The following is a 25,519-nucleotide window of genomic DNA, read 5'->3' as shown; positions in this document are numbered from 1 at the left end:
TGTTCTAGTCTTCCAAAGACAAGCTCAATTATGTAAAAGGAGAGCATAGAAAAAAGCTAGGAGAAAACTCCTAGCTTTTTTCTAGCTGTATTAACTTTAATTATTTTGCTTCTTGGTAAAGTTTTTCAGCAACGTTCCAATCTACAACGTTCCAGAATGCACCGATGTAGTCAGGACGACGGTTTTGGTAATTTAAGTAGTAAGCATGCTCCCAAACATCTAAACCGATAACTGGAGTTTTACCTTCAGTTAGAGGAGAATCTTGGTTTGGAGTGCTTGTTACTTCTAACTCACCATTGTTTACTACTAACCAAGCCCAACCAGAACCGAAGCGAGTTGCGCCAGCTTTTGCAAATTCTTCTTTGAATGTATCGAAGCTACCGAATTTTGCTTCAATCGCAGTTGCAAGTTCGCCTACTGGTTGTCCTCCGCCGTTTGGAGATAGGATTGTCCAGAAGAATGTATGGTTAGCATGTCCGCCACCATTGTTACGTACTGCTGTACGGATTGCTTCAGGTACTTCGTTTAAGTTTGTTACTAATTCTTCAACGCTTTTGTCAGCTAATTCTGCATGACCTTCTAAAGCAGCGTTTAAGTTTGTAATATACGTGTTGTGATGTTTCGTATGATGGATGTTCATTGTTTCTTTATCAAAGTGAGGTTCTAAAGCATCATACGCATAAGGTAAATTTGGTAATTCGTGTTTTGCCATTGTTATATTCCTCCCGGTTTATGTATTGTCACTACATATGTGACATACAACTTCATTCTACCCTAATTGCCATAGGGTGCAAACAAATAAATCACATTGTCTTGCTATCATTAAAGTAGCAAAATTCCCACTTCTTTTCAATTAAAATGCTCATATATTCCGTAAAAAAAGCTTCCTTCTACAAGGAAGCTTCCTGCTGACATAATAAACATATGAAATGGATATGGACCCTGTAGGACTCGAACCTACGACCGGACGGTTATGAGCCGTCTGCTCTAACCAGCTGAGCTAAGGGTCCACAATTATGTATGTAATATTAAAAAAACTAAATTCCCATCGAATATATCGTTTGAAAAATGTAAGATAAATTTACCATATACGAAAGAAAAGTGTCAATTGTATTTTTCTCTACTAAAAGAAGTAAATTAATAAGAAGAAATTTAGTCCTTTCTACTATATGTAAATATAATATATCTTGAGCTTCTCTAGATTCGTACGTTACAATGATTTTATACATACATAAAGGAAGTGAATCTATGTCCATTTTTAAACAGCTAGCAAAAAGCGTATATTCGCCTAAAGATATGGCGCTTTTCCGTTTTCAAAAAATCGGTAAAACCATTTTGTATATTATGCTTCTTTGCCTAATCACTACTATTCCAAGAACTTTCTTGTACGGTAGCGTCATCCAAGATGGTGTTAACATGGTAAATAAAGTAATCGAAAAAGATTTACCTGATTTTAAAATCGAAAACGGCGAGCTACAAGCTGATATTGATCAACCTATCGAAAAAGAAGACGGAAATGCCCTTTTCGTATTTGATCCAAATTCAACAGATTTAGAAAAATATCAAAATAAAACAGGTTTATTTGTTTTAAAAGATAAAGTAGTCTCCATGGGGAATGGTCAAACACAAACATACTCCTATAATGACTTACTAGGCGCATCTCTTGAGAAGAAAGATTTACAAGATTTCATTTCGTTATTTGACAGTATTTATCCAATCTTATTATTCGTTATTGGATTCTTACTGTACTTGTTCCAATTATTTATTACCTTTGTAGGAGTTACATTACTTGCCTTCATCGGTTCTGCAATGAGCGGTCAACGCAAATTATCTTATAAACAAGTTTGGACGTTAACTGCTTACAGCTACACAATTCCAACAATCTTCTTTATGATTATGGATTTATTCAAAATAAACGTACCTGGAGCAACATTCATTTACATTGCAGTTGTGTTAATCGTTCTATACTTAACAATTAAAGAAGTTCCAAAACCAAAAGATAAACAAGAACTATAAAAAAAATGCCTAAATAGGCATTTTTTTTTTGGACAAGCATATATTCCTAGCAAAGGAGTGAAGGATATGAAGAGATTAGGTGTACTCTTATTCGTGCTTGTCCTCGGTTATATATTTTATTACGACATAAAAATCGGTACTTTACCGATGTTAAGTTCATACAAAAAAACCTCTGCTGCCCAAACGATAAAACAAGAAAATACAGAGACAAAACAAAATAAAGAGAAAGAAACAGAAAAAGAAACGGATACAACTTATAAAGCAATTGAAGTAAAAACTGGTGATACAGTCCTTTCTATTACAGAAGCGATTAATAAGAAAAAAATTCCTTCTATTGAAAAAGTAATTGATGATTTTAAACAATTAAATAAAAATACATCTGCTACAAAAATCCAAGTTGGAAAGTCTTATAAATTCCCGTTATATCAATAAGCCATCACTTAATCCTTGTCAATTACATGAAGGCGCTGATACAATAGTAAAAGTGAAACCGAGTACTTTGGTTTCTATAGCCCTTTCTCACACATACTATCATTGATGTAAGGGACTAAAATAAGAAACTTCTTTTATAAGGAGAGCGATCTATTCGTGAATGAAATGACTCATCGTACAAAAACACGTCCAGTTAAAGTCGGTAATTTAACAATTGGCGGTAACAATGAATTAATTATACAAAGTATGACGACAACAAAAACACATGATGTGGAGGCTACAGTTGCTGAAATTAAACGTTTAGAAGAAGCAGGCTGTCAAGTCGTTCGTGTTGCTGTTCCAGACGAGCGCGCAGCAAATGCTATTGCTGATATTAAAAAACAAATCAACATTCCACTTGTTGCTGATATTCATTTTGATTATCGCCTTGCTTTAAAAGCAATCGAAGGCGGCATTGATAAAGTACGTATCAATCCAGGTAATATTGGACGTCGCCATAAAGTAGAAGCTGTTGTAAACGCAGCGAAAGAGCGCGGCATTCCAATCCGTATCGGCGTAAATGCAGGTTCATTAGAACGTCACATTTTAGAAAAATATGGATATCCAACTGCTGATGGTATGGTCGAGAGCGCACTGCACCATATTAAAATTTTAGAGGACTTAGATTTCCACGATATTATCGTATCAATGAAAGCCTCTGATGTTAACTTAGCAATTGAAGCATATGAAAAAGCCGCTCGTGCTTTTGATTATCCTTTACATTTAGGTATTACGGAATCAGGAACTTTGTTTGCTGGAACTGTAAAAAGCGCTGCTGGTCTTGGAGCAATTTTAAATAAAGGTATCGGAAATACACTACGTATTTCTTTAAGTGCTGATCCAGTGGAAGAAGTAAAGGTTGCACGTGAACTATTAAAGTCATTCGGTCTTGCATCTAATGCCGCAACACTTATTTCTTGTCCAACTTGTGGTCGTATTGAAATTGACCTAATTAGCATCGCTAATGAAGTAGAAGAATATATCTCTACACTTCAAGTTCCAATTAAAGTTGCGGTACTTGGCTGCGCTGTAAACGGTCCTGGTGAAGCTCGTGAAGCTGACATCGGTATTGCTGGTGCACGTGGAGAAGGTTTATTATTCCGTAAAGGGCAAGTTGTTCGTAAAGTACCAGAAGAAACTATGGTAGAAGAACTGAAAAAAGAGATTGATGTAATCGCTGCTGAAATGGCTGCCGAACGAGAAAAAGAAAAACAAGAACAATAAAAAAAGACGGTTGCCCACAATTTTTGTGAGCAACCTTTTTTACATTTAAATTAAAAACTCGCCAGTTAATAACCGACGAGTTCTCTCATTTTGCACATTTTGGACAACGACCATATATTTCGAACTTGTGTCCCGTTACCTCATAACCTTTAAAATCTTTATTCATAAAATCCATTGGGCAAGAAGTGATTTCTTTCGTACCACCACAATCTAAACAAATAAAATGATGATGATGTGCCATAATAGAGCACGTAAAACGAAAATGTTTTTCACCATTTAATTCCGTTTGCTCTAAAACTCCAATTTCAGCGAATACCGTTAAGTTACGATAAATCGTATCGAAACTAAGTCCTGGATAATCATCCTTCATATGTTCTAAAACGTCTTTCGCAGTTAAATAACGATTATGTGCCGCGAATAATCTTAGCATCTCTTCCCTTTTCCCCGTATGTTTATATCCTTTTTCCTTCATTAGGCGTAACGCTTCTGTTAGATTCATACCTATCCCTACTTTATGCAGTTTTTTTCTTCTTCCATAAAATCGCACCGATTAAAATAAGAACCGCTATCATAACAATTGTACCACCTGGTGCTAGATCAAGTTGATACGAAGCAAACATTCCACCAATTACTGCAATTTCCCCAAATAAAATGGAAAAGAAAATTGTTTGTTTAAATCCTTTTGCAATACGAATACTTGCTGCAACTGGTAACGTCATTAAAGATGATACGAGAAGAACACCTACAACACGCATTGATACCGCAATTACAAGAGCAACTAATATAATGAAAATAAAGTGAATCCACTTTGCACTCAAACCGGTTGATACAGCGTATTCCTCATCAAATGATAGTAAAAACAACTCTTTGTATAATAAAACAATCGTTATAATAACTACAATTGCTACTATACCAATAATAATTAAATCCGCACTTGTCACAGCACTTACACTACCAAATAAATAACTAAATAAATCCGTATTGAATCCATTAGCAAGTGAAATGAAGATAACTCCAATCCCCATCCCTGCTGAAAGTATAATCGGAATTGCTAACTCTTGATAATGTTTATATACAGTACGTAATTTTTCAATTAGCAATGCTCCACCGATTGAAAAAAACATTCCCATATATAAGGGGTTTAAAAAACCACCAGTAAAGATTGTCTTTTCAAGTAATAAACTTGCTGCAATTCCCGATAACGTCACATGACTTAATGCATCCGCAATAAGCGACATACGACGAATTACAACGAACACGCCGATAAGTGGTGCGACAAGCCCTATTAAAACACCAGCGTATAAAGAATTACGTAAAAAATCATATTGTAAAAAATCCTGTATCATTATATCCTCCCGTGATGCCCATGTTCATGTTCTAAGCGATGAACATGATGTCCATATAAAATCGACATTTCGGCATCTTCTAACTCTCGGAATTTCTCTACATTCCCATGGAAATGTAGATGCTGATTTAAACATGCAACATGCGTCACCTTCTCTGTTACAGCACCCATATCGTGCGTAACAAGAATTAACGTGATCCCTAGCCTTTTGTTTAAATCCTCTAGTATCTCATAGAAGCTTTCCACATTTTTCACATCAATCCCAACAGTAGGTTCGTCCAAAATAAGTAATTCCGGATCACTTACAAGTGCACGAGCAATAAATACACGTTGTTGTTGTCCACCAGAAAGCTCTCCAATGTTACGACCTTGGAACTCGCCCATCCCTACATCAGCAATCGCTTTTTCTACTTTTGCCTTATCGTCTTTCGTAAAGAAACGAAAAAGACCTTTTTTGGAAACAAGTCCCATTGAAACAACTTCAAAAACAGTCGCTGGGAAACCTGAGTTAAAGCTATTTGCCTTTTGAGATACATAACCAACTTTATTCCACTCTTTAAACTTTTTACTATCAATGCCAAACAATCTAATACTTCCTTGCTTCGGCTTTAAAACACCCAATAAACATTTAAGTAAAGTCGATTTCCCTGAACCATTTGGTCCAACTAAACCTAAAAAAGCTCCCTTCGGAACTTGCAAATTAATATCTTCTAACACATTTCGATCTTCATACCGAAACGTAAGTCCTTCTATTTCTAATATATTATTCATTACACATCACCTATTTTAATTCAGAATGATTCCGATTTATCTCTATTTGAATTATAGTACAGCTTATTATAGTTGTAAACCAATCTGCCCAAAATATATTCCTTATTTCCAGAAACCTTACTATTATAACAAAAAGCAGAGAAAATTTCTCTGCTTTCGAAAGATATTGTAATTAATTTTTAGTGAATCGCTGATTTAAACTTACCGCCATTCGTCTCTTGCGTACTCATAATCGTAACAAAGGCATTTTCATCAATTTCATGCACAATCGACTTTAACTTCGTCACTTCAAGACGCGTTACAACTGCATAAATAACTTCTTTTTCTTTATCGGTATAGCCACCTTTAGCAACAAGTTTTGTTGTTCCACGGCCAAGGCGGTGTAAAATTGCATTTGATACTTCTTCATATTGATCTGACACTATTAAAACCGCTTTCGTTTCGTCTAATCCTTGAATTACTGTATCAATTGTTTTAAATGCGATATAGTACGCCATAACAGAATACATCGCCTGCTCAACACCAAATACAAATGCTGCCCATGCAAAAATGAATAAATTCACAAACATTACAAATTCACCAACAGAGAAAGGTAATTTCTTCGTTAATAAAATCCCCATAATTTCTGTTCCGTCCATTGATCCACCATGGCGAATAACAAGCCCTACACCAAGACCTAAAATAAGCCCTCCAAAAACTGTTGCTAAAATTGGCTCAGTTGTAAATGGCGGGACAGCGTGCAACGTCGACTCAATAAATGCTAAAGCAACGATTCCGAACGCAGAAGATAACATGAATGTTTTTCCAATTTGTTTATAACCCGAGTACATAAACGGAATGTTAAGGATAACAACTAAAGTAGAAAAACTTAACCACCAAATATTAGGAGTAAGATAATCTAATATAAGAGAAATACCAATAATTCCACCATCAATAATTTTATTTGGCATTAAAAATAGTTCAATCGCTACCGCCGCACACGCTGCTCCAAAGACAATCATAACTAAGCGATACATAAGATGAATAACACTTTCTTTTCGATGTTGCTTTTTTTCCATAAGTCCTCCTTATACTCTTTATCTATAGTTTTGTTCTTATATTATAGCATAAGCTTCTTTTTCTCATGGAAAAAACGAAACTCTATAAGAATATATACAAGCTATGTGCACATATATTTCGATAGTAGAACGTGTGAAGGAGGACAACACGATGAACCTCATCAAACAAATTGTTAATAAAAAATTAAACCATATTTCTACAAAAGAGCTATTAAAATATAGCAAAGAATATGAAGTTCCAATTACAATCGCACAAGCTGATCAAATTGTTTTACTTATGAAAGGAAAAAACATTAACATTTACGATAATAACGAACGACTAGATCTCTTAAAACAAATCGCAAAGGTAACTTCTCCTGCCACTGCCCAACAAGTAAATATTTTATTTCAACAACTACTAAAATAAGGAGGGGAAAATCCCCTCCTTATTGCGCTTTAATTTTTTCAAGAATCCCTTCATCAAAAGTACCATTCTTCAGCATTTCGATTTCTAATTTATATGGTGGCTTCTTGTCTTTTTTATCTTCACCTACATACGGCGTTTCAAGAATTTTTGGTACATGTGTAAGTTGTGGGTGATGCACAATATGATGCAGCGCCTTATATCCAATATGACCAAAACCAATATTTTCATGACGGTCTTTTCCGGCTCCGCGTACATTTTTGCTATCGTTAATATGAAGTACTTGTAAACGATCTATTCCAACAATTTTATCAAATTCGTTTAATACACCGTCAAAATCATTTACAATGTCATAGCCTGCATCGTGCGTATGACACGTATCAAAACATACAGATAACTTTTCATTATATTTTACGCCATCAATAATTTTCGCAATTTCTTCGAAGCTACGACCGCATTCCGTTCCCTTTCCTGCCATCGTTTCTAGCGCAATGTTAACCGTTTGTTCTGGCGTTATTACTTCATTAAGCCCTTTAATAATTTGTTGAATACCAGCATCTGCTCCTGCACCAACGTGAGCTCCTGGGTGAAGAACAATTTGTCTCGCCACACCTAATGCTGCCGTTCTTTCAATTTCCATACGAAGGAAGTCAACACCTAATTGAAACGTCTCAGGTTTCGTCGTATTCCCAACATTAATAATATAGGGAGCATGGACGATAATTTCTTCAATACCGTTCAGTTCCATATGTTTTCTTCCTGCTTCTATATTCAATTCTTCAATTGGTTTTCTTCGTGTATTTTGCGGTGCACCTGTATAAATCATGAACGTTGTTGCACCGTACGAAACAGCCTCTTCACTTGCTGCTAATAACATCTTCTTACCACTCATTGAAACATGAGATCCAATCTTTAACATACAATCACCTCTTCAATATACAATAGATATAATGATAGCATAATTTGTAGAAATATGTAGCGAATTGTTTGTTCACACAAAAGGCACTACATAAATTAAACTGACTATTTAAACAGTCTGCACTCTATACTTAAATTAACCCAATAAAGTGAAACTTTAGTCAACGTTTTTTCTACACCTCACTAATTAATAGTCTGCATTAATCGATTTTCTCTCAAGTAGTGAGATAAAAAAAAATAAGGGAAATCCCTTATCTTTTTTTATTGCTATATTTTTTCTTCACTTTGTCACGTTCTGTTGCAAGTTTTCGTTTATAGTTTGGTTTTACTTTTTTCGGCTTTTTAACAACTTTTGTTGCCATAACATCTAGTCCATCATTTGGTTTTTTACGGCTCTTACGACGACGACGGTCACCTAAATCCGCCCATTCATCTCCACGTAAATCTACATGCTTAAACTCGATATGACGTTGTTTTTCCAAACTATCTAACGCTTCTTCATTTGCTGGATCATAAATCGTTACCGCAATACCTGAATGACCCGCACGTGCAGTTCTTCCAACGCGGTGAACGAAGAAGTCTAAATCTGATGGAAGTTCATAGTTAATAACATGGCTAATTCCTTCAATATCAATACCGCGTGCCGCCAAATCTGTTGCGACAATGTATTGGAACTCTAAATCACGAACTTGTTTCATCATTTTTCTACGGTCACGTGGTGATAAATCACCGTGTATACGTCCTACTTTTAACCCACGTTCTGTTAATCCATCGGCTACTTCGTCAGCCTTCTTCTTTGTGTTTGTAAAGACAATTGCTAAATATGGTTTAAATTGAAGTAGCATATTTTTCACTAATTCAGTTTTATTACGGTGTCTTGAAGGTACAAGGTAATGATCAATATTTCCTGCTGCAACTTGCTTCGGATTAATATGAATATGTTCTGGATTCTCCATATATTTCTTCAAAAATGGTTTTAATTTTTGAGGAATTGTTGCAGAGAAAACTAACATTTGCAGATTTTTAGGCATACGTGCCGCAATTTTATCTACATCTTGAATGAATCCCATATCAAGCATTAAGTCCGCTTCATCGACAATAATAGTATCCGCTTTATAAACAAATAGCGCCTTTTCTTCTACTAAATCTTTAATACGTCCTGGCGTTCCAACTACAATATGAGGTTGTTTTTTCAACTTTTCAATTGATCGTTGTTTATCAGTTCCACCAATTAAACAGCGTGCTGTAATCATTTGATCTTCCGCACAGAACTTTGTTAGTTTCACAATTTCTTCGTAAATTTGTTGTGCTAACTCACGAGTAGGCGCTGTAATAACAAGTTGTACTTCTTCACGACTTGCATCAATTCTGTTTAATGTAGGAAGTAAGTATGCATGTGTTTTCCCAGAACCAGTTTGGGATTGTCCAATTATACTCACACCTTTTTTCACGACCGGGAAAATTTTCTGTTGAATTCCTGTTGGCTCTGTAAAGCGTAGTTCACGAACTGCATCTATTAAAAATGGTTTAAAATCATACTGTGTAAAAGTTTGTAGTGTCATAAGTTACACCTTCTTTCTAAAATTTCTACTGCGCACAAATCAGTCAAGTCTACATTATATCGAAATCTACAAGTAAAATCCATCTTTAGTTTAGGTTTTTATCTCAAAAACTAACCTTCTTTCCTTCCATTGCATATTGTATGTGTATATACCTAACTGAAGAAAGGAGGATTTCCCACATGTTTCCGAAATCCCCTATAAGACAAATGTATCCGAATCGAGGACAACAATCTTACACACCATATCCGATTCCACAACTACCACCGATGGCTCAAAAAAAGAAAGGTTTCCTTGCTAAACTCTTTAAAAAACACGATCCAACCGAACCTTTCATGCAAATGGTCCCTCCTTATCGACAAATGGAAGGGCCACCGATGATGCACCAACAACCGCCGCCCCAATATCAACAGCCATACCAACAGCAACAGCCATACCAACAACAATATACACAACAATACCAACCATACATGCAGCAATATCCAGAGCAGATGATACCACCTCAAATGTATGAATCAAATGATACACGTGGTGCTGCGTCAGCTACAACTGCAGCGGCATCTAGCAGCGGCATCGGTAGTTTTTTTTCAAATTTAATTTCGAACCCAACTAATATGATAAATAATATCGAAAAAGTATCTCAAGTCGTGCAATCTGTCGGTCCTGTTGTCGAACAGTACGGTCCCATTATGCGTAGTTTACCAAGCATTGTTAAAATCCTCACCTCTGGAAAAAGTACGGAAGAAAATCAAACTGAAGATGCAACAGAACAGGTTGAGGTAGCAACTCCACCTCCTCCACCTCCAAAAAGGAAACGAAAAAAAATAGTGCTTGAACCGGTAATAGAAAAAGAAGTTCCGAAAGAACCCGTTCAACAATCAGCAACAAAACCAAAACTATATGTGTAACAATCCTTTGTTTTCTATCCACTCCTCCTTTATAATGTAATGGACTATGCACGAAAGTATCCCTTGTTTAGAAGGAGAGGATTACTCACATGAAGATTGTTAAAATTTCCCCTCGTGGTTATTGCTACGGTGTTGTTGACGCAATGGTTATTGCACGTAACGCCGCATTAGATAAATCATTACCGAGACCCATTTATATTTTAGGTATGATTGTTCACAATAAGCATGTCACAGATGCTTTCGAAGAGGATGGCATCATTACATTAGACGGTCCAAGTCGATTAGAAATTTTAGATAAAATCGATTCTGGTACTGTTATTTTTACTGCACACGGTGTTTCTCCAGAAGTTAAACAACGTGCAAAAGAAAAAGGTTTAACGACAATTGATGCAACTTGTCCAGATGTTACAAAAACACATGACCTTATCGAAGCAAAGAAAGCTGAAGGATACCATGTCATTTATATCGGCAAAAAAAATCATCCAGAACCAGAAGGCGCAGTTGGTATCGCACCTGATATCGTTCATCTTATCGAAAAAGCTGATGATTTAAAAACACTAGAAATTCCAACGGATAAAATTTTAGTTACGAATCAAACAACAATGAGTCAATGGGATGTTCAACATTTAATGGAGGACATTCAGAAAAAATTCCCAACAGCAGAATTCCACAAGGAAATTTGTTTAGCAACTCAAGTTCGCCAAGAAGCTGTCGCTAAACAAGCTGATGTTGCAGATTTAACAATTGTTGTCGGTGATCCGAAAAGTAACAACTCAAACCGTTTAGCACAAGTATCACAAGAAATAGCTGGTACGACAGCATACCGCGTTGCAGACGTAAGTGAAATCCAATTAGAATGGCTACAAGGTGTAGAAAACGTAGCTGTTACAGCAGGTGCTTCTACTCCAACGCCAATTACAAAAGAAGTTATTGCTTTCTTAGATCAATATGACCCAATGAATCCAGCTACATGGGAAAGAATTCGAAAAGTACCACTTCAAAAGATACTACCTCGTGTAAAAGTGAAAAAAGAACAATAATAAAAACCGTTGCCTACATGAGCAACGGTTTTTATTTTTCTTATACAAATGTGAATGGATCTGTATGTAACTGCGAAGCATGAATGTGTACATTGAATTTCTTCGCATCTACTTTTTCTTGCAATTGCTTTTGCACACCTTGCTTCATTACTTTTTCAACGTTATGTCCTGGGTCAACTATATTTAAACCAAGCATCATCGCATCATGAGCAACATGATAATACATGTCACCTGTTACATATACATCTGCTCCTTTAAATTTCGCTTGGTTTATATATTTATTACCGTCACCACCAAGTACAGCTACTTTACGCACTGTATCATCTAACTTCCCAACAACTCTCGCGCCTTTTACATGTAATGATTGTTTCACGTGTAAAGCAAACTGTTCAAGCGTCATTTCTTCTTGTAAATATCCTATTTTACCAAGTCCTAATGCTTCACCTTTATTATCAAGAGGATATACATCATACGCCACTTCTTCATATGGATGGGCTGCCAACATCGCTTTAATAGCTTTTCTTTGTAATGAAGCTGGAATAATCGTTTCGATACGCACCTCGTCCACACGTTCTAACTGTCCAGTTTCACCGATATAAGGGTTTGTACCTTCTTGAGGGATAAACGTACCCACCCCTTCACTACCGAACGTACAGTGGCTATAATTACCGATATGACCTGCATCCGCATCTCCAAGAGCTTTGCGTACTTCTTCTGCATGAGTTACCGGAACAAATACAACAATTTTTTTCATTTCTTCTGCATATGTAGGAACTAATACTTCTGTATTTTGTAACCCTAACGCATCAGCAAGTAAATCATTTACCCCGCCCTTAGCGATATCTACATTTGTATGTGCTGCATAAATCGCAATATCATTTTTAATACACGCTTCAATAATTCTTCCGTACGCCTTATCTGTATGAATTGCTTTTAATGGACTAAAGATTAAAGGATGGTGCGCTATAATGATATTCGCCCCTAATTGGATTGCCTCGTCCACAACTTCCTCCGTTACATCTAACGCGATTAGTACGTGCTGCACAGGTTTATTAAGTGCCCCAATCTGCAGGCCGATCTTATCCCCTTCCATCGCTAAGTGCTTCGGATACATACTTTCAAATAAAGAAATAATTTCATGACCATTCGGAATTTTACTCATGATAAAACCTCCCCTATCATTTTCATTTTCGCGTCTACTTCTGCACGCTTCGCCTGTGTTTCTTCAGATTCTGCCGCACGCTCTAACTGTTTTAAAATATTTTGGAAGTTTTTCAATTCTCCTTCCCACTTTTCAACAAAAGCTTCACTTTTTTCTTTTATTAAAAATGGACCCATAAACAATTCAGCTTGTTTATTATCCGAGTAAGGTGCTGCAATATTTCCTCGTTCCCCAACTAAAATCTCGTAAATTTTCCCGTCTTCTTTTACGATTTTTTCATGGATAAGCTCCCAGCCATTTTCAATAAACCATTCACGAATGTGATGCGCTGCAATGTTCGGCTGTAAAATTAAACGTGTTACACCTTCTAATTTTTCTTTACCACTTTCTAAAATGTCACGAATTAGTGCTCCACCCATACCAGCAACTGTAATCACATCTACTTCCCCTGGTGTAATTACTTCTAATCCATTCCCTTTACGAACGTCTACCTTATCTTGCAAGCCACTTTCAGCTACAGTTGCTTGCGCAGATCGAAATGGTCCATCTACAACTTCTCCTGCAACTGCTTTTGTAGCAATATTATTTATAATTGTATAACACGGTAAATACGCATGATCCGATCCAATATCAGCTACTGTGGATCCTACTGGAATCTCCCGCACAACTTCTTCTAATCGTTTTGAAAGCTTTACTTCATTCATGTATTTCCATTACTCCTTCTCTTGTCAGTCTGTCTCCATGATAATGAATTTATAGTGGTTGTTGCAAGTCCATAACAACACTTCCATTCTCTATTACTAATCGTATTTTAGAAAGTATAGAAAAACAAGCCTTTTGCACAAAAGCAAAAGGCTTGTTTTTCTATACTTTATTTTTTCTTGGATAACCAATCAGCTACTTTCGTTGCTTGATCAGCTGGAATTAAATTAGCTGGCATATTTCCTTTTCCTTTTGAAAGAACTTCTTTAATTTCATCTTTCGAAAGTTTCCCACCAATTTTTTGTAAATTAGGTCCCACTGCCCCTTGTAACTGATCACCGTGACAGCTCGTACAGCTTTGCTTTACAATATCCTCTGGCTTTGATGCTGTTTGCGCTGGTTTCCCACCATTTTTTGCATCAGCTAACTCTTTAGATTTATTTAGCCCCTGAAATGAAAATACAAACATAACGATAATACCTAATGCTGCAATAAGAGCGAACGGAATCAACGGATTACGTTTCATATCTCTTCTCCCCCCTCTATACCCCTAAATAGTTAGATGATTCAGTCATTTTTATTGTACTTGAAAACGTTCTATCAGAAAAGAGTAAACTAATATTTGTTAAAAATATTCCATAAATTCAGTTTATTGATTTTCACTATTACATCGCATATTATTTCGATAATTACTAACGTTTCTCATCATATTTTTTACTTTTCTACATATTATTTTGTATATAATAAACAAAATAAATCGAAAAATCGAAAAATGATCATTTGCAAATCAAAAGACAATTCTGTAAAATAAATTACAAGAAATTGTAATCGTTGCCGATAGCTAAAATTTAACAAAAATTAACAAAATAAAAAAGTTTACTTCACAAAAGTGAAGTAAACTTAAAGGTAGCCTATTCTAAGAAATCCTTAAGACGCTTACTACGGCTTGGATGTCTTAATTTGCGAAGTGCTTTCGCTTCAATTTGACGAATACGTTCTCTCGTTACGCCGAATACTTTCCCAACTTCTTCAAGCGTACGAGTTCGTCCATCATCTAAACCAAAACGAAGACGCAGAACATTTTCTTCACGATCTGTTAGTGTATCTAACACATCTTCTAATTGTTCTTTTAGCAACTCATACGCTGCATGGTCCGCAGGCGATGTTGCTTCTTGGTCTTCAATAAAGTCACCTAAATGGGAGTCATCTTCTTCACCAATTGGTGTTTCAAGAGAAACTGGCTCCTGTGCAATTTTTAAAATTTCGCGTACTTTTTCTGGAGCAAGATCCATTTCTTCACCAATCTCTTCAGGAGATGGTTCGCGACCTAAATCTTGTAATAATTGACGTTGTACACGGATTAACTTATTAATTGTTTCAACCATATGAACTGGAATACGAATTGTTCGCGCTTGGTCTGCAATCGCACGTGTAATAGCCTGGCGAATCCACCAAGTTGCATACGTACTAAATTTAAAACCTTTACGGTAGTCGAACTTTTCAACTGCCTTAATTAAACCCATATTTCCTTCTTGGATTAAGTCTAAGAACAGCATACCACGGCCCACGTAGCGCTTTGCAATACTTACTACAAGACGTAAGTTTGCTTCCGCAAGACGGCGTTTTGCTTCTTCATCGCCTTCTTCAATACGTGTCGCAAGTCGAATTTCTTCTTCTGCAGATAGTAAGTCTACACGACCAATTTCTTTTAAGTACATACGAACAGGATCATTGATTTTCACACCTGGTGGCACACTTAAATCATTAAGGTCAAATTCTTCTTCCGTTTTTGTAATTTGGCGATTATTAGGACCTTCGTCGTTGTCATTGTCACCAACTAAGTCAATCCCTTGTTCACCTAAATATTCATAGTATTCATCCATTTGATCGGATTCAATTTCAAATCCATTCATGCGTTCTGCAATCTCTTCATATGTAAGAACGCCACGTTTTTTTCCGAGCTCAGTGAGTTGTTCTTTCACTTGCTCAAGGGTCATTTCAGTTTCAATTTGTTTAGAACGAGCTGGTTTGTCAGCCATCTGTTCCCCTCCTTACGCGAGATACAAACATTCATTATACTAAAATTTTATCAAAAAAGCTATTTTCTTGCTTTTTGATTTTGTAAATATGCCACATAATATTTAGCAGCCTCTACAGGATCTGTTTTTTCCATTTGTTTTACTTTAAAGATGATTTCCATCTTTTCAAGTTTTTCCTGATGACGTTTGAGCGTCTCCAAATGACCTTGCAATACTTCTTCTGTGTATTCTGGATTAATAAATTCATCCGTCGAAATATCAGTGATAATATTTTTCAACTTTTCATCAGAGAGCCAACTTAAAAATGTTCCGACTGAAGGTTCATTTCCCTTTTCATAATATGCGTATAGTTCATATAAAATCCCTTTATGTTCTTCTGTATGAAAATCTTCTATATGGGGTTCCATACGAACAGTCACTTCTGCACTTTGCAACATGTGGTAAATAATTTCTCTTTCTGCCCTTTCAAAACCTGTTAACTTCGGTTTCGTTTGAACAATTTGAGATGGCTTAGAAACTTGCTTTATTTGTTTTTGCTGTACCTTTTGTTCTTTGCGATATTGGTGCAATTGATTCAAAAGTGTTTCCATTGAATACGAAAATTCTTGCGATAATGACTTTAAATATGATTCAGCCTGCATCGCATCCTGTAGCAATGATAACTCTTTTAAAACACTTTTTACATATTCTTCTTTGCCAGACTCATCTTGCAAATTTTTCCCTAAACGCAAATAATTTATTTTGAAACCAACAAAACTTATACTTGATTTCACAAGATTTTCAAAAGCAGTTGTCCCATATTGTTGCACATATTCATCAGGATCAAGCTTATCTGGCAAGGGTGTGACTTTCACTTGGCAACCGACTTGCAATAACAACTGCCCTGCTTTCATCGTCGCTTCTCGCCCTGCTTTATCACCATCATAGCAAAGAACAACAGTTTCAACGTTACGTCGCAGAAGTTTCGCTTGTTCTTCAGTTAAAGCTGTTCCCATTGTCGCAACAGCTTCTTCCACACCACTTTTTACCGCGGCTAGTACATCGGCATATCCTTCAAAAAGGACAACCTGCCCACGTTTTCTAATAAACGGCCTTGCTTGGTGGAAGTTATACAACAACTTACTTTTATGAAAAATTGGTGTTTCAGGACTATTTAAATATTTCGGAGTATCATCTCCTAGCGCCCTTCCACTAAACGCTATCACCTTACCTTGTAAAGTATAAATTGGAAACATAACCCTTCCACGGAAGCGGTCATAATGACTACCATCCTTCTCGCTTCTTATAAGAAGGCCGGCTTGTTCCATACTAGATAGCGAAAAACCTCTTTTTTGCAAAATTTTTGTCGTTGCATCCCAAGCTGGTGATGCATAACCAATTTCAAACTTCTCAATCATTTCTTTTGTAATACCACGTTTTAATAAATACGAAAGTGCTTCATTTCCTTCTTCTGTATTTACTAATAAATGGTGATAATACTTCTTCAAAAGTTCATGAGCCTGTTGCATGATGACAGTGTCATCAGATATGTTTTCTTGTTGTCCTTGCCCTGATGTATATTCTGCAACTGCAATTCCATTTCTTTCACCCAGCTTTTGAACAGCCTCGGTGAAAGCAAGTCCTTCCATTTTCATAAGAAAGGAAAATACATTTCCACCTTCTCCACATCCGAAGCAATGAAAAATTTGCTTATCAGATGAAACAGAGAATGAAGGGGAATTCTCACCATGAAATGGACAAAGGCCGAAATAGTTACGCCCCTGCTTTCTAAGTTGAACATACTCACCTATCACTTCTACAATATCGGATGACGTCCGAATCTGTTCAACAACTTCTTCGGGAATTCTGTTCCCCATAACTCCATCTCCGTATTTTGTATTCGATATAAATTAAAAGATTCCTTTATAATTCGACAATATTTTTCTAAATTTATTAGAAAGTGCTGTCAATCACGTTGTGTAAACTATTTTGGGCCTTTTGTATAAGCCCCTTGCCTTCGTAACTTCACAAATACATACCTACCATATAAAATTGTATCCATTTGCTCATCTTTTACAAATGTACTTCGTGGAGACAATACATGTACTTCTTTTTTCAAAAGAAGACTAGCAAGCCACATATCCTATGTGATCACGAAATCTGTAGCTTTTGCATGTTGATAAATATAAAAAACGACTTCATCTTGCTTAAAATCTACATAGACCCAATTATCTTGCTGTTTTCTTAAACGATGAGCCTACGATACGACAAACAAAATTTCGACATAAATTTTTGTTCTAACGCGCACAATTTCATCCTTCACGGGACATGCATCTGCATCAACTAATATCTCACTGATGTTTTGCATATTTCTGTATTCTACATCCCTTCTGCGAATCCTTCCATAATGTGCGTTTTCTTGTTTAGATTTTGTCGATTTAACGTAAATACATGTCTTTTTCGCAAATCCTATCCCTAGTTTATTCTGAAAAATTAAAGTCTAAACGTAAAATATCGGTTTTTATCACAATTTTTTATTATAATATATTTTCTTCAACTACGCTACATATCCCTTTAATTTTCATTTTACATTTAAAGATAACTAAATCGTTCCTTCAACATAATAAAAAAACAGAAGAATATAAGTATAACCATTACACTGTATTCTATTACTAAATCGACAGTTATTGCCCTACTTCTCACGAGCGAAAAAAGCACATTCACCTGTGGTAAATGTGCTAAAACATTTTTTGGTTTTGCACTGCATTCACAATAATATTAGCTGTTTCTTCAATCGCCTTATTTGATACATCGATCACTTGACAATTTATTTTACTCACTACATTCTCAAAATGAACGGTTTCTTCTTTAATACGATTAATATTCGCATATGTTGCTCCATCACTTAATCCAAGTGATTTTAATCGTTCTTTTCGAATATGATTTAACTTATCCGGTGTAATTTTCAAACCGAAACATTTCTCTTTTGCCACTTTATATAATTCCTCAGGCGGATCCACTTCTGGTACAAGTGGTACATTGGCAACTTTCAAGCGTTTGTTATGCGCTAAATATTGTGAAAGTGGTGTTTTTGATGTGCGTGAAATTCCAATCAACACGATATCGGCTTTTAAAATACCACGTGCATCTCTACCATCATCATACTTAACCGCAAATTCAATCGCTTCAATCTTTTTAAAGTACTCTTCATCTAATCTTCGAACGACACCTGGCTCATACCTTGGTACTTGCCCTGTAATTTCTTCAATTTGATCGATAAGAGGTCCGATAATATCGTATGCCTCTACCCCTTCTTTTGCCGCCTCTGTCAATAAATACTGACGCATATCAGGCTTTACTAACGTAAAACAAATAAGCGCCTGATTGCTCTTGGCAATCGAGATTACTTCTTTTAATGTCCCTGTATCTTCTACATAAGGTACACGTCTAATATCAGGAGCGAATGGGAACTGTCCCATTGCCGCTCTAACAACCAAATCAGCCGTTTCTCCTACAGAGTCAGATACGACATATACGATTTTATTATCCATTACATTACCTCACTTTAAACAAATTACACTTATTCGTTATTTACTAAATTTACAAACGCACGTGTAATATTTGTCTTTGTAATTCGCCCAATCACTTCTAGACCTTGTTTCGTGTCCTTTACAACTGGCATTGCATCAATCTGTCTTTCTATTAATTCCATCGCAATATCATATAAAGAATCCTCCCTGCGACACATCGCAATGTTTGGCATCCTTGTCATGATAATATTAACCGGAAGAGAGGTTAAATCCTGCTTTCCTAAGCTAGCTCGTAATAAATCTTTACGAGATACAACGCCAACCAATAAAATAGCTTGATCTACAACAAACAATGTACCAACATCCTCTAGAAACATAGTACAGATTGCATCGTATACTGATACATTTTTATCAATTACAGCAGGTCTAGATTGATAATCTTGCACTTTAATTTTTTTAACAGCTTCAGATAATAGCTGTCCCCCAGTTTTACCCGTATAAAAATAACCTACGCGTGGACGCGCTTCTAAATAACCAGCCATCGTTAAAATTGCTAAGTCTGGTCTTAGCGTTGCACGTGTTAAACCCAATTGCGCAGCAATTGACTCCCCTGTAATAGGACCGTGATCTTTTACAATCTGAATGATATGTTCTTGCCGTTTATTCAGCTCTATGATAATCACCACCTTTAATGCACAACGAAAAAAGTTATACTATCTCTTAAATATTATATACTAAATATGCTATTCGAAAAAGAAAGTATGTAAAAAGGACCGTATACGGCCCTAATTATATTTGAAATTTATCAAGTTGTTCTAAGAAACGCCTTGATTTCAAATAAATCCCACAATATTCATCATAATATGTATTCAATACTGTGCGCATTTGTTTTTTTGTACTATCCTTTACCGATACATTACCGAGCCGGTGTAGATCGAAGTGAAAAAAGAGACGTAATAATTTATGAACGGCTTCTCCCACCGGAATACGATACTGATCTTGCTCTGCATGACGCGAGCACAGAAAACCGCCTTCCCGAACAGAGAAGGCGACAAAATCTGTTTCTTGATGACAAATAGCACATGTATCAAAGTACGGGCGCATCCCTAATACCGGAAGCATTTTCGTTTGATAAATTAATGATAATACTTCAGGGTCAACACCCTCACACATATAATGCAACGTTTGATATAACATTTCAAATAAATACGGATTATTCTTCTTATCCTCTGTTGCTTTATCAGTTAATTCAATAATAAATGATGCATAAGCAGTTAAAAATATATCCTCACGAATTTCTTTCATAGATGAAATAATCTCGCCTTGTTGCAAAGTTCCAAGTCCAGATCCTATTTGAATAAGAAAATGACCATGTGTCATAAGTTGCGAAACAGCTGCTAACCGACTCTTCGGTTTTTTCGCCCCTCTTGCCATTGCACTTACCTTACCAAATTCCCGTGAGAATATTGTAACAATCTTGTTCGTTTCTCCGTAATCTGTCGTACGGATAACAATGCCCTCAACTTTTTGAAACATGTTCGTCACCATCCAAGGTTTGAACAAAACGGGTCAAGAAATTGGAGAGTCTAGATGCGCTAACTCCTCTTCATGTTGATCCATCTCATCGTTTACGTCTTTTTCCATTTCTTTCAAAAGCAAATACGTTTCAATGCTTCCTGTTTTGGAGAAAAACTTCCAGGTAAAATCTAGCATAAGAATCCACCTTTCTCAATAAGCGTAGCCTATAAACCAATTTCCTTTGTTGTTATTAAATTGACCCATTTTGTTCATTTTCATGTGAGAAAAATTTTTCCTAATTTATCAAGGTTCATAAAAACCAATAATCAGTGGATGAATGGACCATCCACTGATTACAACTTTACTCCATATTAATACTCGTCTTCACGGAAACCAAGGTCACGGAGCTGTGACATCTTATTACGCCAATCTTTTTGCACTTTTACCCATACTTCTAAAAATACTTTAGAACCAAGTAGTGCTTCAATGTCAAAACGAGCTCGCTTACCGACTTCTTTTAACATCTTTCCTTGCTTACCTATAATAATTCCTTTTTGTGATGCACGTTCAACAACAATCGTTGCGTTTATATAAACCGCTCCGCCCTCACGTTTTTGAATTGCATCAATAACAACCGCTACAGAGTGCGGCACTTCTTCACGTGTTAAATGTAATACTTTTTCACGAATAAGCTCTGAAATAATAAATCGCTCTGGATGATCCGTTACTTGATTATCTGGGTAGTATTGCGGTCCTTCTGGTAAATACTTTTTAATTGTTCCAATTAAAGCATCCACATTATTACCGTCTAATGCAGAAATTGGTACAATCTCTGCAAACTCATATAGTTTACGGTATTGATCAATTAACTCTAATAATTGCTCTGGATGAAGTTGGTCAATTTTATTAATTACCAAAAATACTGGTTGTTTCGTTTCTTTTAATTTCTCAATAATGAATTCCTCACCACGACCAAATCCTTCAACTGCATTGACCATAAACAGAACAATATCAACTTCTTTTAATGTCGTTTGAGCCATCTTCACCATGAAGTCGCCTAGTTTATGTTTAGGTTTATGTATCCCTGGTGTATCAATGAAAATTACTTGTGAATCATTTTCTGTATATACGCCTTGAATTTTATTACGAGTTGTTTGTGGCTTGTCACTCATAATGGCAATTTTTTGGCCGATAATACGATTTAAAAATGTAGATTTTCCAACATTCGGTCTGCCAATAATAGAGACAAAACCTGATTTATAACCTTTTCTATTCATGTAAATCCTCCGCTAAAAATGCTCCTGGTAACAATTCTCCAACTGTAGTCTCTTGAACGTCACCATGTAAATTTGATAGGTATACTTTCGTATCCTGTTTACATAATTCTACCATAACTTGTCGGCATGCTCCACAAGGAGGTACCGGACGCTTTGTATCCGCTACAACTGCAATAGCTACAAACCCTTTATCTCCTTCAGAAATCGCCTTAAATAAAGCTGTTCTTTCTGCACAGTTACATAAACCATATGATGCATTTTCAACATTACATCCACGATATATTTTTCCATCCTGAGTTAGTAAAGCTGCACCTACTTGAAATTTAGAATATGGTACGTACGCTTGTTTACGCGCTTCGATTGCTTCTTGAATTAATTGTTTGCTATTCATATTCCCGCATCCTTTCCGTTCACAGCTGTGAATAGATACATTCTTCTATTAAAGGCCCTCACGGCGCTCACAAAGCTTAATAAAAGCTTTGGAATGCAACTATACCATATACGGTAAGAAGATAATAGCACCAATTACAACAGCTATAATCGTAAATAATAAAACTGATCCCGCTGCAACATCCTTTGCGTTTTTCGCAAACGGATGAATATCGGTGGTTGCTAAATCTACTGTTTTTTCAATAGCCGTATTCACCATCTCCAAACTCATTACAATTCCAATTACAATAAGTAATACAATCCATTCTATTTTTGTAATATGGAAATAAAAGCCGCAGCATATGACAATGACTGCGGCTAAATAATGAATTTTCATATTTCGTTCATGACGAAGACAAAAGTATATACCAGCTATAGCATATCCAAAACTATTTATAAGTTTTCCTTTTTTCATCGCCCTAATCCAAATGCCTCTAAAATTTCTTTTTGTCTTCCAAACATTTCTTTTTCATCTTCTTCTGTCATGTGATCATAACCAAGCAAATGTAAAAAGCCATGTAACGCTAAAAACCCAAGTTCACGATCAAAAGAGTGTCCATATTCCTCAGCTTGCTCTTTCGCTCTTGGAATAGAAATAATAAGATCCCCTAACATACGTGGCATCTCCGCACCGATAATTTCCATTTCTCCTTCTCCCATTTCTTCCATAGCAAAAGAAATAACGTCCGTAGGCTGATCCTTATCTCGGTAATCACGGTTTATTTCACGAATACGTTCATTATCTACAAATGTAACCGATAATTCTGCGCCTTCTTCTATGTTCTCCATTTGAGCTGCTTTCTCTACTAAACCTCGAATCAAACTTATATATTCGTCTTTCACTTCTTCTGTTTCATCAATAAAATCAATTAATAAACTCATTCTTTCTCCTTTTCTTCCGGCGGTTCCGGATATGTAATACGGGAATGGAAAATACCATTTAACGTTTCACATAACGTTTTTCCAACGATTTGTAGTTCCTTAAATGTCAAATCACATTCACTAAATTGACCATCTTGCAGGCGATCTTTAATAATACTTTGCACTAAATTATTAATCTGATCTGGTGTTGGATGGTTCATCGAACGTACCGCCGCTTCCACACTATCAGCAATGCCAACGATCGCCGACTCTTTAGAAGTTGCTTTTGATCCTGGATAGCGGAACATTTCCTCCGTATATTTCTCTTTATCTTCTTTAATCGCATTATAATAAAAATATTTAAGTAACGTTGTACCATGATGCTGTCCAGCAATATCGATAATTTCTTGAGGTATATGGTGTTCTTCTAACATTCTCACCCCATCGGTTACATGAGCAATTATAATATCTTTGCTCGTTACAGGGTCTAATCTATCATGTGGGTTTTCAATACCCATTTGGTTTTCAATAAAAAACTGTGGTTGTACCGTTTTCCCTACATCATGATAATACGCCCCTACACGCGCTAATACTCCATTTGCTCCAACTGCTTCACAAGCAGCTTCTGAGAGATTAGCTACCATTACACTATGGTGATATGTACCTGGTGCTTCTAATAAAATTTTGCGCAAAAGCGGGTGATTCGGACTTGAAAGTTCCATCAATTTCATACTCGATACAATCCCAAGACCACTTTCTAAATACGGTAAAATCCCCATAGCTAGAACAGAAGAGATAATACCCGAAACAGCAGCCATTAATAATTGCACCCCAATTTCAAGAGGCGAAAAATTCCCGTTACGTAATAATAGCAAAGCCGCCAATACGACTACATTTAATACAGAAACGAGTATACCAGCTTGTAAAATCATCGTACGACGATTTTTTTCTCTCAAGAAAATACTAACTGATAATGAACTTAATAAAACATAAATCCCCACACTATAATTCAGTGTACTCGTTACACCTTCATTAAACATAATACTTCCGCATACAGAAAAGATCATACTCGTTAAAAATACAAATCGATCACCAATCATTAATTTTACAAGTATTGTTCCCATCGCAACTGGAACAACATACGCGATTCCTGCATATTCAAGCTTTTGGAACAAACTAATGATTTTCATCAAAACAATCGTGATAGACAAAATTGTGATATACGCTAAGACATACGGCCTATCTTCTCTTTTCCGCTGTAAAAACACTTCAAACTGCTTATGCATAAAGTACAATAACACACAAATAAGCACAGCCAGACCAACATAAGGTTGGAAGGTATTGCCCTTCTCTAACAATCCTGCTAACTTCAACTGCTCATATGCTTCTCGTGAAATCGTATCGCCTTCTTTCACAAGAACTTGCCCTTGAAGGATAAAAACTGATGCAACTGAATCTTCCGCTATTTTTTTACTATCTTTCGTCGCAGCTGAATCATAAAAATAGTTCGCTGTAACCGCATACTTCCCTAGTGTATTCACCGCATCTTTTAAATCACTACTTATACTTACAGTACTCATTTCAGTAACGAATTGTTCTCTTGCAGCTTCTTCTTGATCCATCTTGATGTGTTCCCTCATAATTTTATTAACTGCTGTTACAGCCGCATCCTTTGCCAATGACAATTGACTTGAATCAGCATTAATAAATTTCAACAAAATCGAATCTGTTAAGCTTTTTGCTAAATCTGTTGGTAATTTCTTCTTTAACTTGTCCAATTTGTCCACATCAGAAATTTTTTTATACTCGTCTGGGCCAGTCGATTTAGCCTCTGCCTCTACTTCACTTACCGCATCAAAGACGGAAGTTACAATATCCACTTTATTTTGCTTATATTCGCTTTTATATGTATATTTATCCTCAACCTTTTGAGCGGCTTCGTTTTTCTTTTTCGCCGTTGCGGCTTTATCTTCAATTTTAATAGGAGAGTGAATTGTTTTTTTAGCAATTTCGAGCTCTTTAACATCTAATTGCTCTGGCTTTACATTATTCATAAGCGCAAAAAACAGTACTGCTCCTAATAATACGTAAGAAACCCAACTTAGTTTTTTCGAATGTTGTAAATTACGAAACCACTTAGAAATTTCTTGAGATCTTGACATGATTTCAATACCTTCTCCTCTCCAGAAATAAAGTGAAACTATTTATAGCTTTCATTTCTTCTAGGCAACGATACTTTTTGGACAACATTTTTATCCACTATCACCTATAGTTCATTTCCCTCGTCTTTAATGATAGTAAAAAATATG

Annotated in this window: 28 protein-coding genes and 1 tRNA gene; 6 read left to right on the top strand and 23 right to left on the bottom strand. The window is 36.0% G+C overall.

Features of this window, described 5'->3' with window-relative positions; translation table 11 throughout:
- Window positions 1–100: 100 nt before the first annotated feature.
- Together sodA and SJY24_RS08860 are read right to left on the bottom strand one after the other, a co-directional pair.
- Window positions 101–712, bottom strand: a complete 612-nt coding sequence (sodA, locus tag SJY24_RS08865; protein WP_071771673.1) for a superoxide dismutase [Mn] — start codon at window positions 710–712, stop codon at window positions 101–103.
- Window positions 713–936: 224 nt separating this feature from the next.
- Window positions 937–1,010, bottom strand: a tRNA-Ile gene (locus SJY24_RS08860).
- Between the two features lie 238 nt (window positions 1,011–1,248).
- Here SJY24_RS08860 and SJY24_RS08855 point away from each other — a divergent pair.
- The 3 genes from SJY24_RS08855 (at window position 1,249) to ispG (ending at window position 3,711) form a co-directional block, all read left to right on the top strand.
- Window positions 1,249–2,016 (top strand): DUF1189 domain-containing protein, encoded by a 768-nt coding sequence (locus SJY24_RS08855; protein ID WP_000021680.1) that lies wholly within the window; start codon window positions 1,249–1,251, stop codon window positions 2,014–2,016.
- Window positions 2,017–2,082: 66 nt separating this feature from the next.
- Window positions 2,083–2,448 carry a hypothetical protein gene (locus tag SJY24_RS08850; protein WP_377864419.1) on the top strand — a complete coding sequence of 122 codons (366 nt, stop codon included), beginning with the start codon at window positions 2,083–2,085 and terminating at the stop codon, window positions 2,446–2,448.
- A 165-nt stretch (window positions 2,449–2,613) separates the two neighbouring features.
- A complete protein-coding gene (ispG, locus tag SJY24_RS08845) occupies window positions 2,614–3,711 on the top strand; it encodes a flavodoxin-dependent (E)-4-hydroxy-3-methylbut-2-enyl-diphosphate synthase (RefSeq protein ID WP_180230854.1) in 1,098 nt (365 codons plus the stop codon).
- An 85-nt stretch (window positions 3,712–3,796) separates the two neighbouring features.
- Here ispG and SJY24_RS08840 read toward each other — a convergent pair whose 3' ends face one another.
- The 4 genes from SJY24_RS08840 to SJY24_RS08825 form a co-directional block, all read right to left on the bottom strand.
- Window positions 3,797–4,210: a Fur family transcriptional regulator gene (locus tag SJY24_RS08840; protein ID WP_098499570.1), complete on the bottom strand. Its 414-nt coding sequence runs from the start codon at window positions 4,208–4,210 to the stop codon at window positions 3,797–3,799.
- Between the two features lie 13 nt (window positions 4,211–4,223).
- Complete coding sequence (locus SJY24_RS08835) at window positions 4,224–5,057, bottom strand: metal ABC transporter permease (RefSeq protein ID WP_000613830.1); 834 nt, start codon at window positions 5,055–5,057, stop codon at window positions 4,224–4,226.
- Window positions 5,057–5,827 carry a metal ABC transporter ATP-binding protein gene (locus SJY24_RS08830; RefSeq protein ID WP_377864418.1) on the bottom strand — a complete coding sequence of 257 codons (771 nt, stop codon included), beginning with the start codon at window positions 5,825–5,827 and terminating at the stop codon, window positions 5,057–5,059. Before SJY24_RS08830 ends, SJY24_RS08835 begins: the two co-directional genes overlap by 1 nt.
- 179 nt (window positions 5,828–6,006) lie before the next feature.
- Window positions 6,007–6,885 carry a YitT family protein gene (locus SJY24_RS08825; RefSeq protein ID WP_000412586.1) on the bottom strand — a complete coding sequence of 293 codons (879 nt, stop codon included), beginning with the start codon at window positions 6,883–6,885 and terminating at the stop codon, window positions 6,007–6,009.
- Between the two features lie 151 nt (window positions 6,886–7,036).
- Here SJY24_RS08825 and SJY24_RS08820 point away from each other — a divergent pair, with 151 nt between their 5' ends.
- Window positions 7,037–7,291, top strand: a complete 255-nt coding sequence (locus tag SJY24_RS08820) for a DUF2624 domain-containing protein (protein WP_001048955.1) — start codon at window positions 7,037–7,039, stop codon at window positions 7,289–7,291.
- Window positions 7,292–7,310: 19 nt separating this feature from the next.
- Here the strand turns inward: SJY24_RS08820 and SJY24_RS08815 are convergent, their stop codons facing one another.
- Both SJY24_RS08815 and SJY24_RS08810 read right to left on the bottom strand, forming a co-directional pair.
- On the bottom strand, window positions 7,311–8,207 hold the full coding sequence (locus tag SJY24_RS08815; RefSeq protein WP_000912450.1) for a deoxyribonuclease IV: 897 nt from the start codon (window positions 8,205–8,207) through the stop codon (window positions 7,311–7,313).
- A 250-nt stretch (window positions 8,208–8,457) separates the two neighbouring features.
- Complete coding sequence (locus tag SJY24_RS08810; RefSeq protein WP_377864417.1) at window positions 8,458–9,768, bottom strand: DEAD/DEAH box helicase; 1,311 nt, start codon at window positions 9,766–9,768, stop codon at window positions 8,458–8,460.
- A 179-nt stretch (window positions 9,769–9,947) separates the two neighbouring features.
- Here SJY24_RS08810 and vrrA point away from each other — a divergent pair, with 179 nt between their 5' ends.
- Window positions 9,948–10,673, top strand: a complete 726-nt coding sequence (gene vrrA / locus SJY24_RS08805) for a VrrA/YqfQ family protein (RefSeq protein ID WP_377864416.1) — start codon at window positions 9,948–9,950, stop codon at window positions 10,671–10,673.
- 89 nt (window positions 10,674–10,762) lie between these two features.
- Window positions 10,763–11,713 carry a 4-hydroxy-3-methylbut-2-enyl diphosphate reductase gene (locus SJY24_RS08800; RefSeq protein ID WP_002067184.1) on the top strand — a complete coding sequence of 317 codons (951 nt, stop codon included), beginning with the start codon at window positions 10,763–10,765 and terminating at the stop codon, window positions 11,711–11,713.
- A 40-nt stretch (window positions 11,714–11,753) separates the two neighbouring features.
- Here the strand turns inward: SJY24_RS08800 and SJY24_RS08795 are convergent, their stop codons facing one another.
- From SJY24_RS08795 to SJY24_RS08725, 15 genes are all read right to left on the bottom strand, one after another.
- The gene (locus SJY24_RS08795) at window positions 11,754–12,875 is read right to left on the bottom strand and encodes a Nif3-like dinuclear metal center hexameric protein (protein ID WP_377864415.1); all 1,122 of its coding nucleotides are present in this window, start codon (window positions 12,873–12,875) and stop codon (window positions 11,754–11,756) included.
- Window positions 12,872–13,579 (bottom strand): tRNA (adenine(22)-N(1))-methyltransferase, encoded by a 708-nt coding sequence (locus SJY24_RS08790; protein WP_044737727.1) that lies wholly within the window; start codon window positions 13,577–13,579, stop codon window positions 12,872–12,874. The genes SJY24_RS08795 and SJY24_RS08790 overlap by 4 nt, the downstream gene beginning before the upstream one ends.
- Before the next feature lie 167 nt (window positions 13,580–13,746).
- On the bottom strand, window positions 13,747–14,103 hold the full coding sequence (gene cccA / locus SJY24_RS08785) for a cytochrome c550 (protein WP_002015178.1): 357 nt from the start codon (window positions 14,101–14,103) through the stop codon (window positions 13,747–13,749).
- 385 nt (window positions 14,104–14,488) lie between these two features.
- Window positions 14,489–15,616: an RNA polymerase sigma factor RpoD gene (gene rpoD, locus SJY24_RS08780; protein ID WP_000764062.1), complete on the bottom strand. Its 1,128-nt coding sequence runs from the start codon at window positions 15,614–15,616 to the stop codon at window positions 14,489–14,491.
- Window positions 15,617–15,675: 59 nt separating this feature from the next.
- Entirely contained in the window at window positions 15,676–17,472 is a 1,797-nt protein-coding gene (gene dnaG / locus SJY24_RS08775) for a DNA primase (RefSeq protein ID WP_098499577.1), read from the bottom strand.
- Between the two features lie 107 nt (window positions 17,473–17,579).
- Entirely contained in the window at window positions 17,580–17,735 is a 156-nt protein-coding gene (locus SJY24_RS08770) for a DUF188 domain-containing protein (RefSeq protein WP_377864414.1), read from the bottom strand.
- A gap of 598 nt (window positions 17,736–18,333) precedes the next feature.
- Window positions 18,334–19,146: a pyruvate, water dikinase regulatory protein gene (locus tag SJY24_RS08765; protein WP_377864413.1), complete on the bottom strand. Its 813-nt coding sequence runs from the start codon at window positions 19,144–19,146 to the stop codon at window positions 18,334–18,336.
- Between the two features lie 29 nt (window positions 19,147–19,175).
- Window positions 19,176–19,808, bottom strand: a complete 633-nt coding sequence (gene ccpN, locus SJY24_RS08760; RefSeq protein ID WP_002077328.1) for a transcriptional regulator CcpN — start codon at window positions 19,806–19,808, stop codon at window positions 19,176–19,178.
- Between the two features lie 106 nt (window positions 19,809–19,914).
- Entirely contained in the window at window positions 19,915–20,661 is a 747-nt protein-coding gene (gene recO / locus SJY24_RS08755) for a DNA repair protein RecO (RefSeq protein ID WP_000487006.1), read from the bottom strand.
- A gap of 33 nt (window positions 20,662–20,694) precedes the next feature.
- Window positions 20,695–20,838, bottom strand: coding sequence for a YqzL family protein (locus SJY24_RS08750; RefSeq protein WP_000883924.1), 144 nt, complete (start codon window positions 20,836–20,838; stop codon window positions 20,695–20,697).
- Between the two features lie 176 nt (window positions 20,839–21,014).
- A complete protein-coding gene (gene era / locus SJY24_RS08745; RefSeq protein ID WP_001080239.1) occupies window positions 21,015–21,920 on the bottom strand; it encodes a GTPase Era in 906 nt (301 codons plus the stop codon).
- Window positions 21,913–22,311, bottom strand: coding sequence for a cytidine deaminase (locus SJY24_RS08740; protein ID WP_377864412.1), 399 nt, complete (start codon window positions 22,309–22,311; stop codon window positions 21,913–21,915). The genes era and SJY24_RS08740 overlap by 8 nt, the downstream gene beginning before the upstream one ends.
- A 99-nt stretch (window positions 22,312–22,410) precedes the next feature.
- The gene (locus SJY24_RS08735; protein ID WP_000715486.1) at window positions 22,411–22,764 is read right to left on the bottom strand and encodes a diacylglycerol kinase family protein; all 354 of its coding nucleotides are present in this window, start codon (window positions 22,762–22,764) and stop codon (window positions 22,411–22,413) included.
- Entirely contained in the window at window positions 22,761–23,231 is a 471-nt protein-coding gene (gene ybeY / locus SJY24_RS08730; protein WP_000054678.1) for an rRNA maturation RNase YbeY, read from the bottom strand. The genes SJY24_RS08735 and ybeY overlap by 4 nt, the downstream gene beginning before the upstream one ends.
- Window positions 23,228–25,372 carry an HD family phosphohydrolase gene (locus SJY24_RS08725; RefSeq protein ID WP_377864411.1) on the bottom strand — a complete coding sequence of 715 codons (2,145 nt, stop codon included), beginning with the start codon at window positions 25,370–25,372 and terminating at the stop codon, window positions 23,228–23,230. The genes ybeY and SJY24_RS08725 overlap by 4 nt, the downstream gene beginning before the upstream one ends.
- Between the last annotated feature and the right edge of the window lie 147 nt (window positions 25,373–25,519).

This window comes from Bacillus sp. R86525 (assembly GCF_042466195.1).
In the GTDB taxonomy this organism is placed as follows: domain Bacteria; phylum Bacillota; class Bacilli; order Bacillales; family Bacillaceae_G; genus Bacillus_A; species Bacillus_A nitratireducens.
The sequence above is the reverse complement of the archived record's forward strand: the minus strand, read 5'-3'. Positions and strand labels throughout refer to the sequence as shown.

Bases quoted from the DNA above. Each gene is read 5' to 3' on its own strand.
- sodA (WP_071771673.1), bottom strand. From the start codon at position 712: ATGGCAAAACACGAATTACCAAATTTACCTTATGCGTATGATGCTTTA.
- SJY24_RS08855 (WP_000021680.1), top strand. From the start codon at position 1,249: ATGTCCATTTTTAAACAGCTAGCAAAAAGCGTATATTCGCCTAAAGAT.
- SJY24_RS08850 (WP_377864419.1), top strand. From the start codon at position 2,083: ATGAAGAGATTAGGTGTACTCTTATTCGTGCTTGTCCTCGGTTATATA.
- ispG (WP_180230854.1), top strand. From the start codon at position 2,614: ATGACTCATCGTACAAAAACACGTCCAGTTAAAGTCGGTAATTTAACA.
- SJY24_RS08840 (WP_098499570.1), bottom strand. From the start codon at position 4,210: ATGAATCTAACAGAAGCGTTACGCCTAATGAAGGAAAAAGGATATAAA.
- SJY24_RS08835 (WP_000613830.1), bottom strand. From the start codon at position 5,057: ATGATACAGGATTTTTTACAATATGATTTTTTACGTAATTCTTTATAC.
- SJY24_RS08830 (WP_377864418.1), bottom strand. From the start codon at position 5,827: ATGAATAATATATTAGAAATAGAAGGACTTACGTTTCGGTATGAAGAT.
- SJY24_RS08825 (WP_000412586.1), bottom strand. From the start codon at position 6,885: ATGGAAAAAAAGCAACATCGAAAAGAAAGTGTTATTCATCTTATGTAT.
- SJY24_RS08820 (WP_001048955.1), top strand. From the start codon at position 7,037: ATGAACCTCATCAAACAAATTGTTAATAAAAAATTAAACCATATTTCT.
- SJY24_RS08815 (WP_000912450.1), bottom strand. From the start codon at position 8,207: ATGTTAAAGATTGGATCTCATGTTTCAATGAGTGGTAAGAAGATGTTA.
- SJY24_RS08810 (WP_377864417.1), bottom strand. From the start codon at position 9,768: ATGACACTACAAACTTTTACACAGTATGATTTTAAACCATTTTTAATA.
- vrrA (WP_377864416.1), top strand. From the start codon at position 9,948: ATGTTTCCGAAATCCCCTATAAGACAAATGTATCCGAATCGAGGACAA.
- SJY24_RS08800 (WP_002067184.1), top strand. From the start codon at position 10,763: ATGAAGATTGTTAAAATTTCCCCTCGTGGTTATTGCTACGGTGTTGTT.
- SJY24_RS08795 (WP_377864415.1), bottom strand. From the start codon at position 12,875: ATGAGTAAAATTCCGAATGGTCATGAAATTATTTCTTTATTTGAAAGT.
- SJY24_RS08790 (WP_044737727.1), bottom strand. From the start codon at position 13,579: ATGAATGAAGTAAAGCTTTCAAAACGATTAGAAGAAGTTGTGCGGGAG.
- cccA (WP_002015178.1), bottom strand. From the start codon at position 14,103: ATGAAACGTAATCCGTTGATTCCGTTCGCTCTTATTGCAGCATTAGGT.
- rpoD (WP_000764062.1), bottom strand. From the start codon at position 15,616: ATGGCTGACAAACCAGCTCGTTCTAAACAAATTGAAACTGAAATGACC.
- dnaG (WP_098499577.1), bottom strand. From the start codon at position 17,472: ATGGGGAACAGAATTCCCGAAGAAGTTGTTGAACAGATTCGGACGTCA.
- SJY24_RS08770 (WP_377864414.1), bottom strand. From the start codon at position 17,735: ATGTGGCTTGCTAGTCTTCTTTTGAAAAAAGAAGTACATGTATTGTCT.
- SJY24_RS08765 (WP_377864413.1), bottom strand. From the start codon at position 19,146: ATGGATAATAAAATCGTATATGTCGTATCTGACTCTGTAGGAGAAACG.
- recO (WP_000487006.1), bottom strand. From the start codon at position 20,661: ATGTTTCAAAAAGTTGAGGGCATTGTTATCCGTACGACAGATTACGGA.
- SJY24_RS08750 (WP_000883924.1), bottom strand. From the start codon at position 20,838: ATGCTAGATTTTACCTGGAAGTTTTTCTCCAAAACAGGAAGCATTGAA.
- era (WP_001080239.1), bottom strand. From the start codon at position 21,920: ATGAATAGAAAAGGTTATAAATCAGGTTTTGTCTCTATTATTGGCAGA.
- SJY24_RS08740 (WP_377864412.1), bottom strand. From the start codon at position 22,311: ATGAATAGCAAACAATTAATTCAAGAAGCAATCGAAGCGCGTAAACAA.
- SJY24_RS08735 (WP_000715486.1), bottom strand. From the start codon at position 22,764: ATGAAAAAAGGAAAACTTATAAATAGTTTTGGATATGCTATAGCTGGT.
- ybeY (WP_000054678.1), bottom strand. From the start codon at position 23,231: ATGAGTTTATTAATTGATTTTATTGATGAAACAGAAGAAGTGAAAGAC.
- SJY24_RS08725 (WP_377864411.1), bottom strand. From the start codon at position 25,372: ATGTCAAGATCTCAAGAAATTTCTAAGTGGTTTCGTAATTTACAACAT.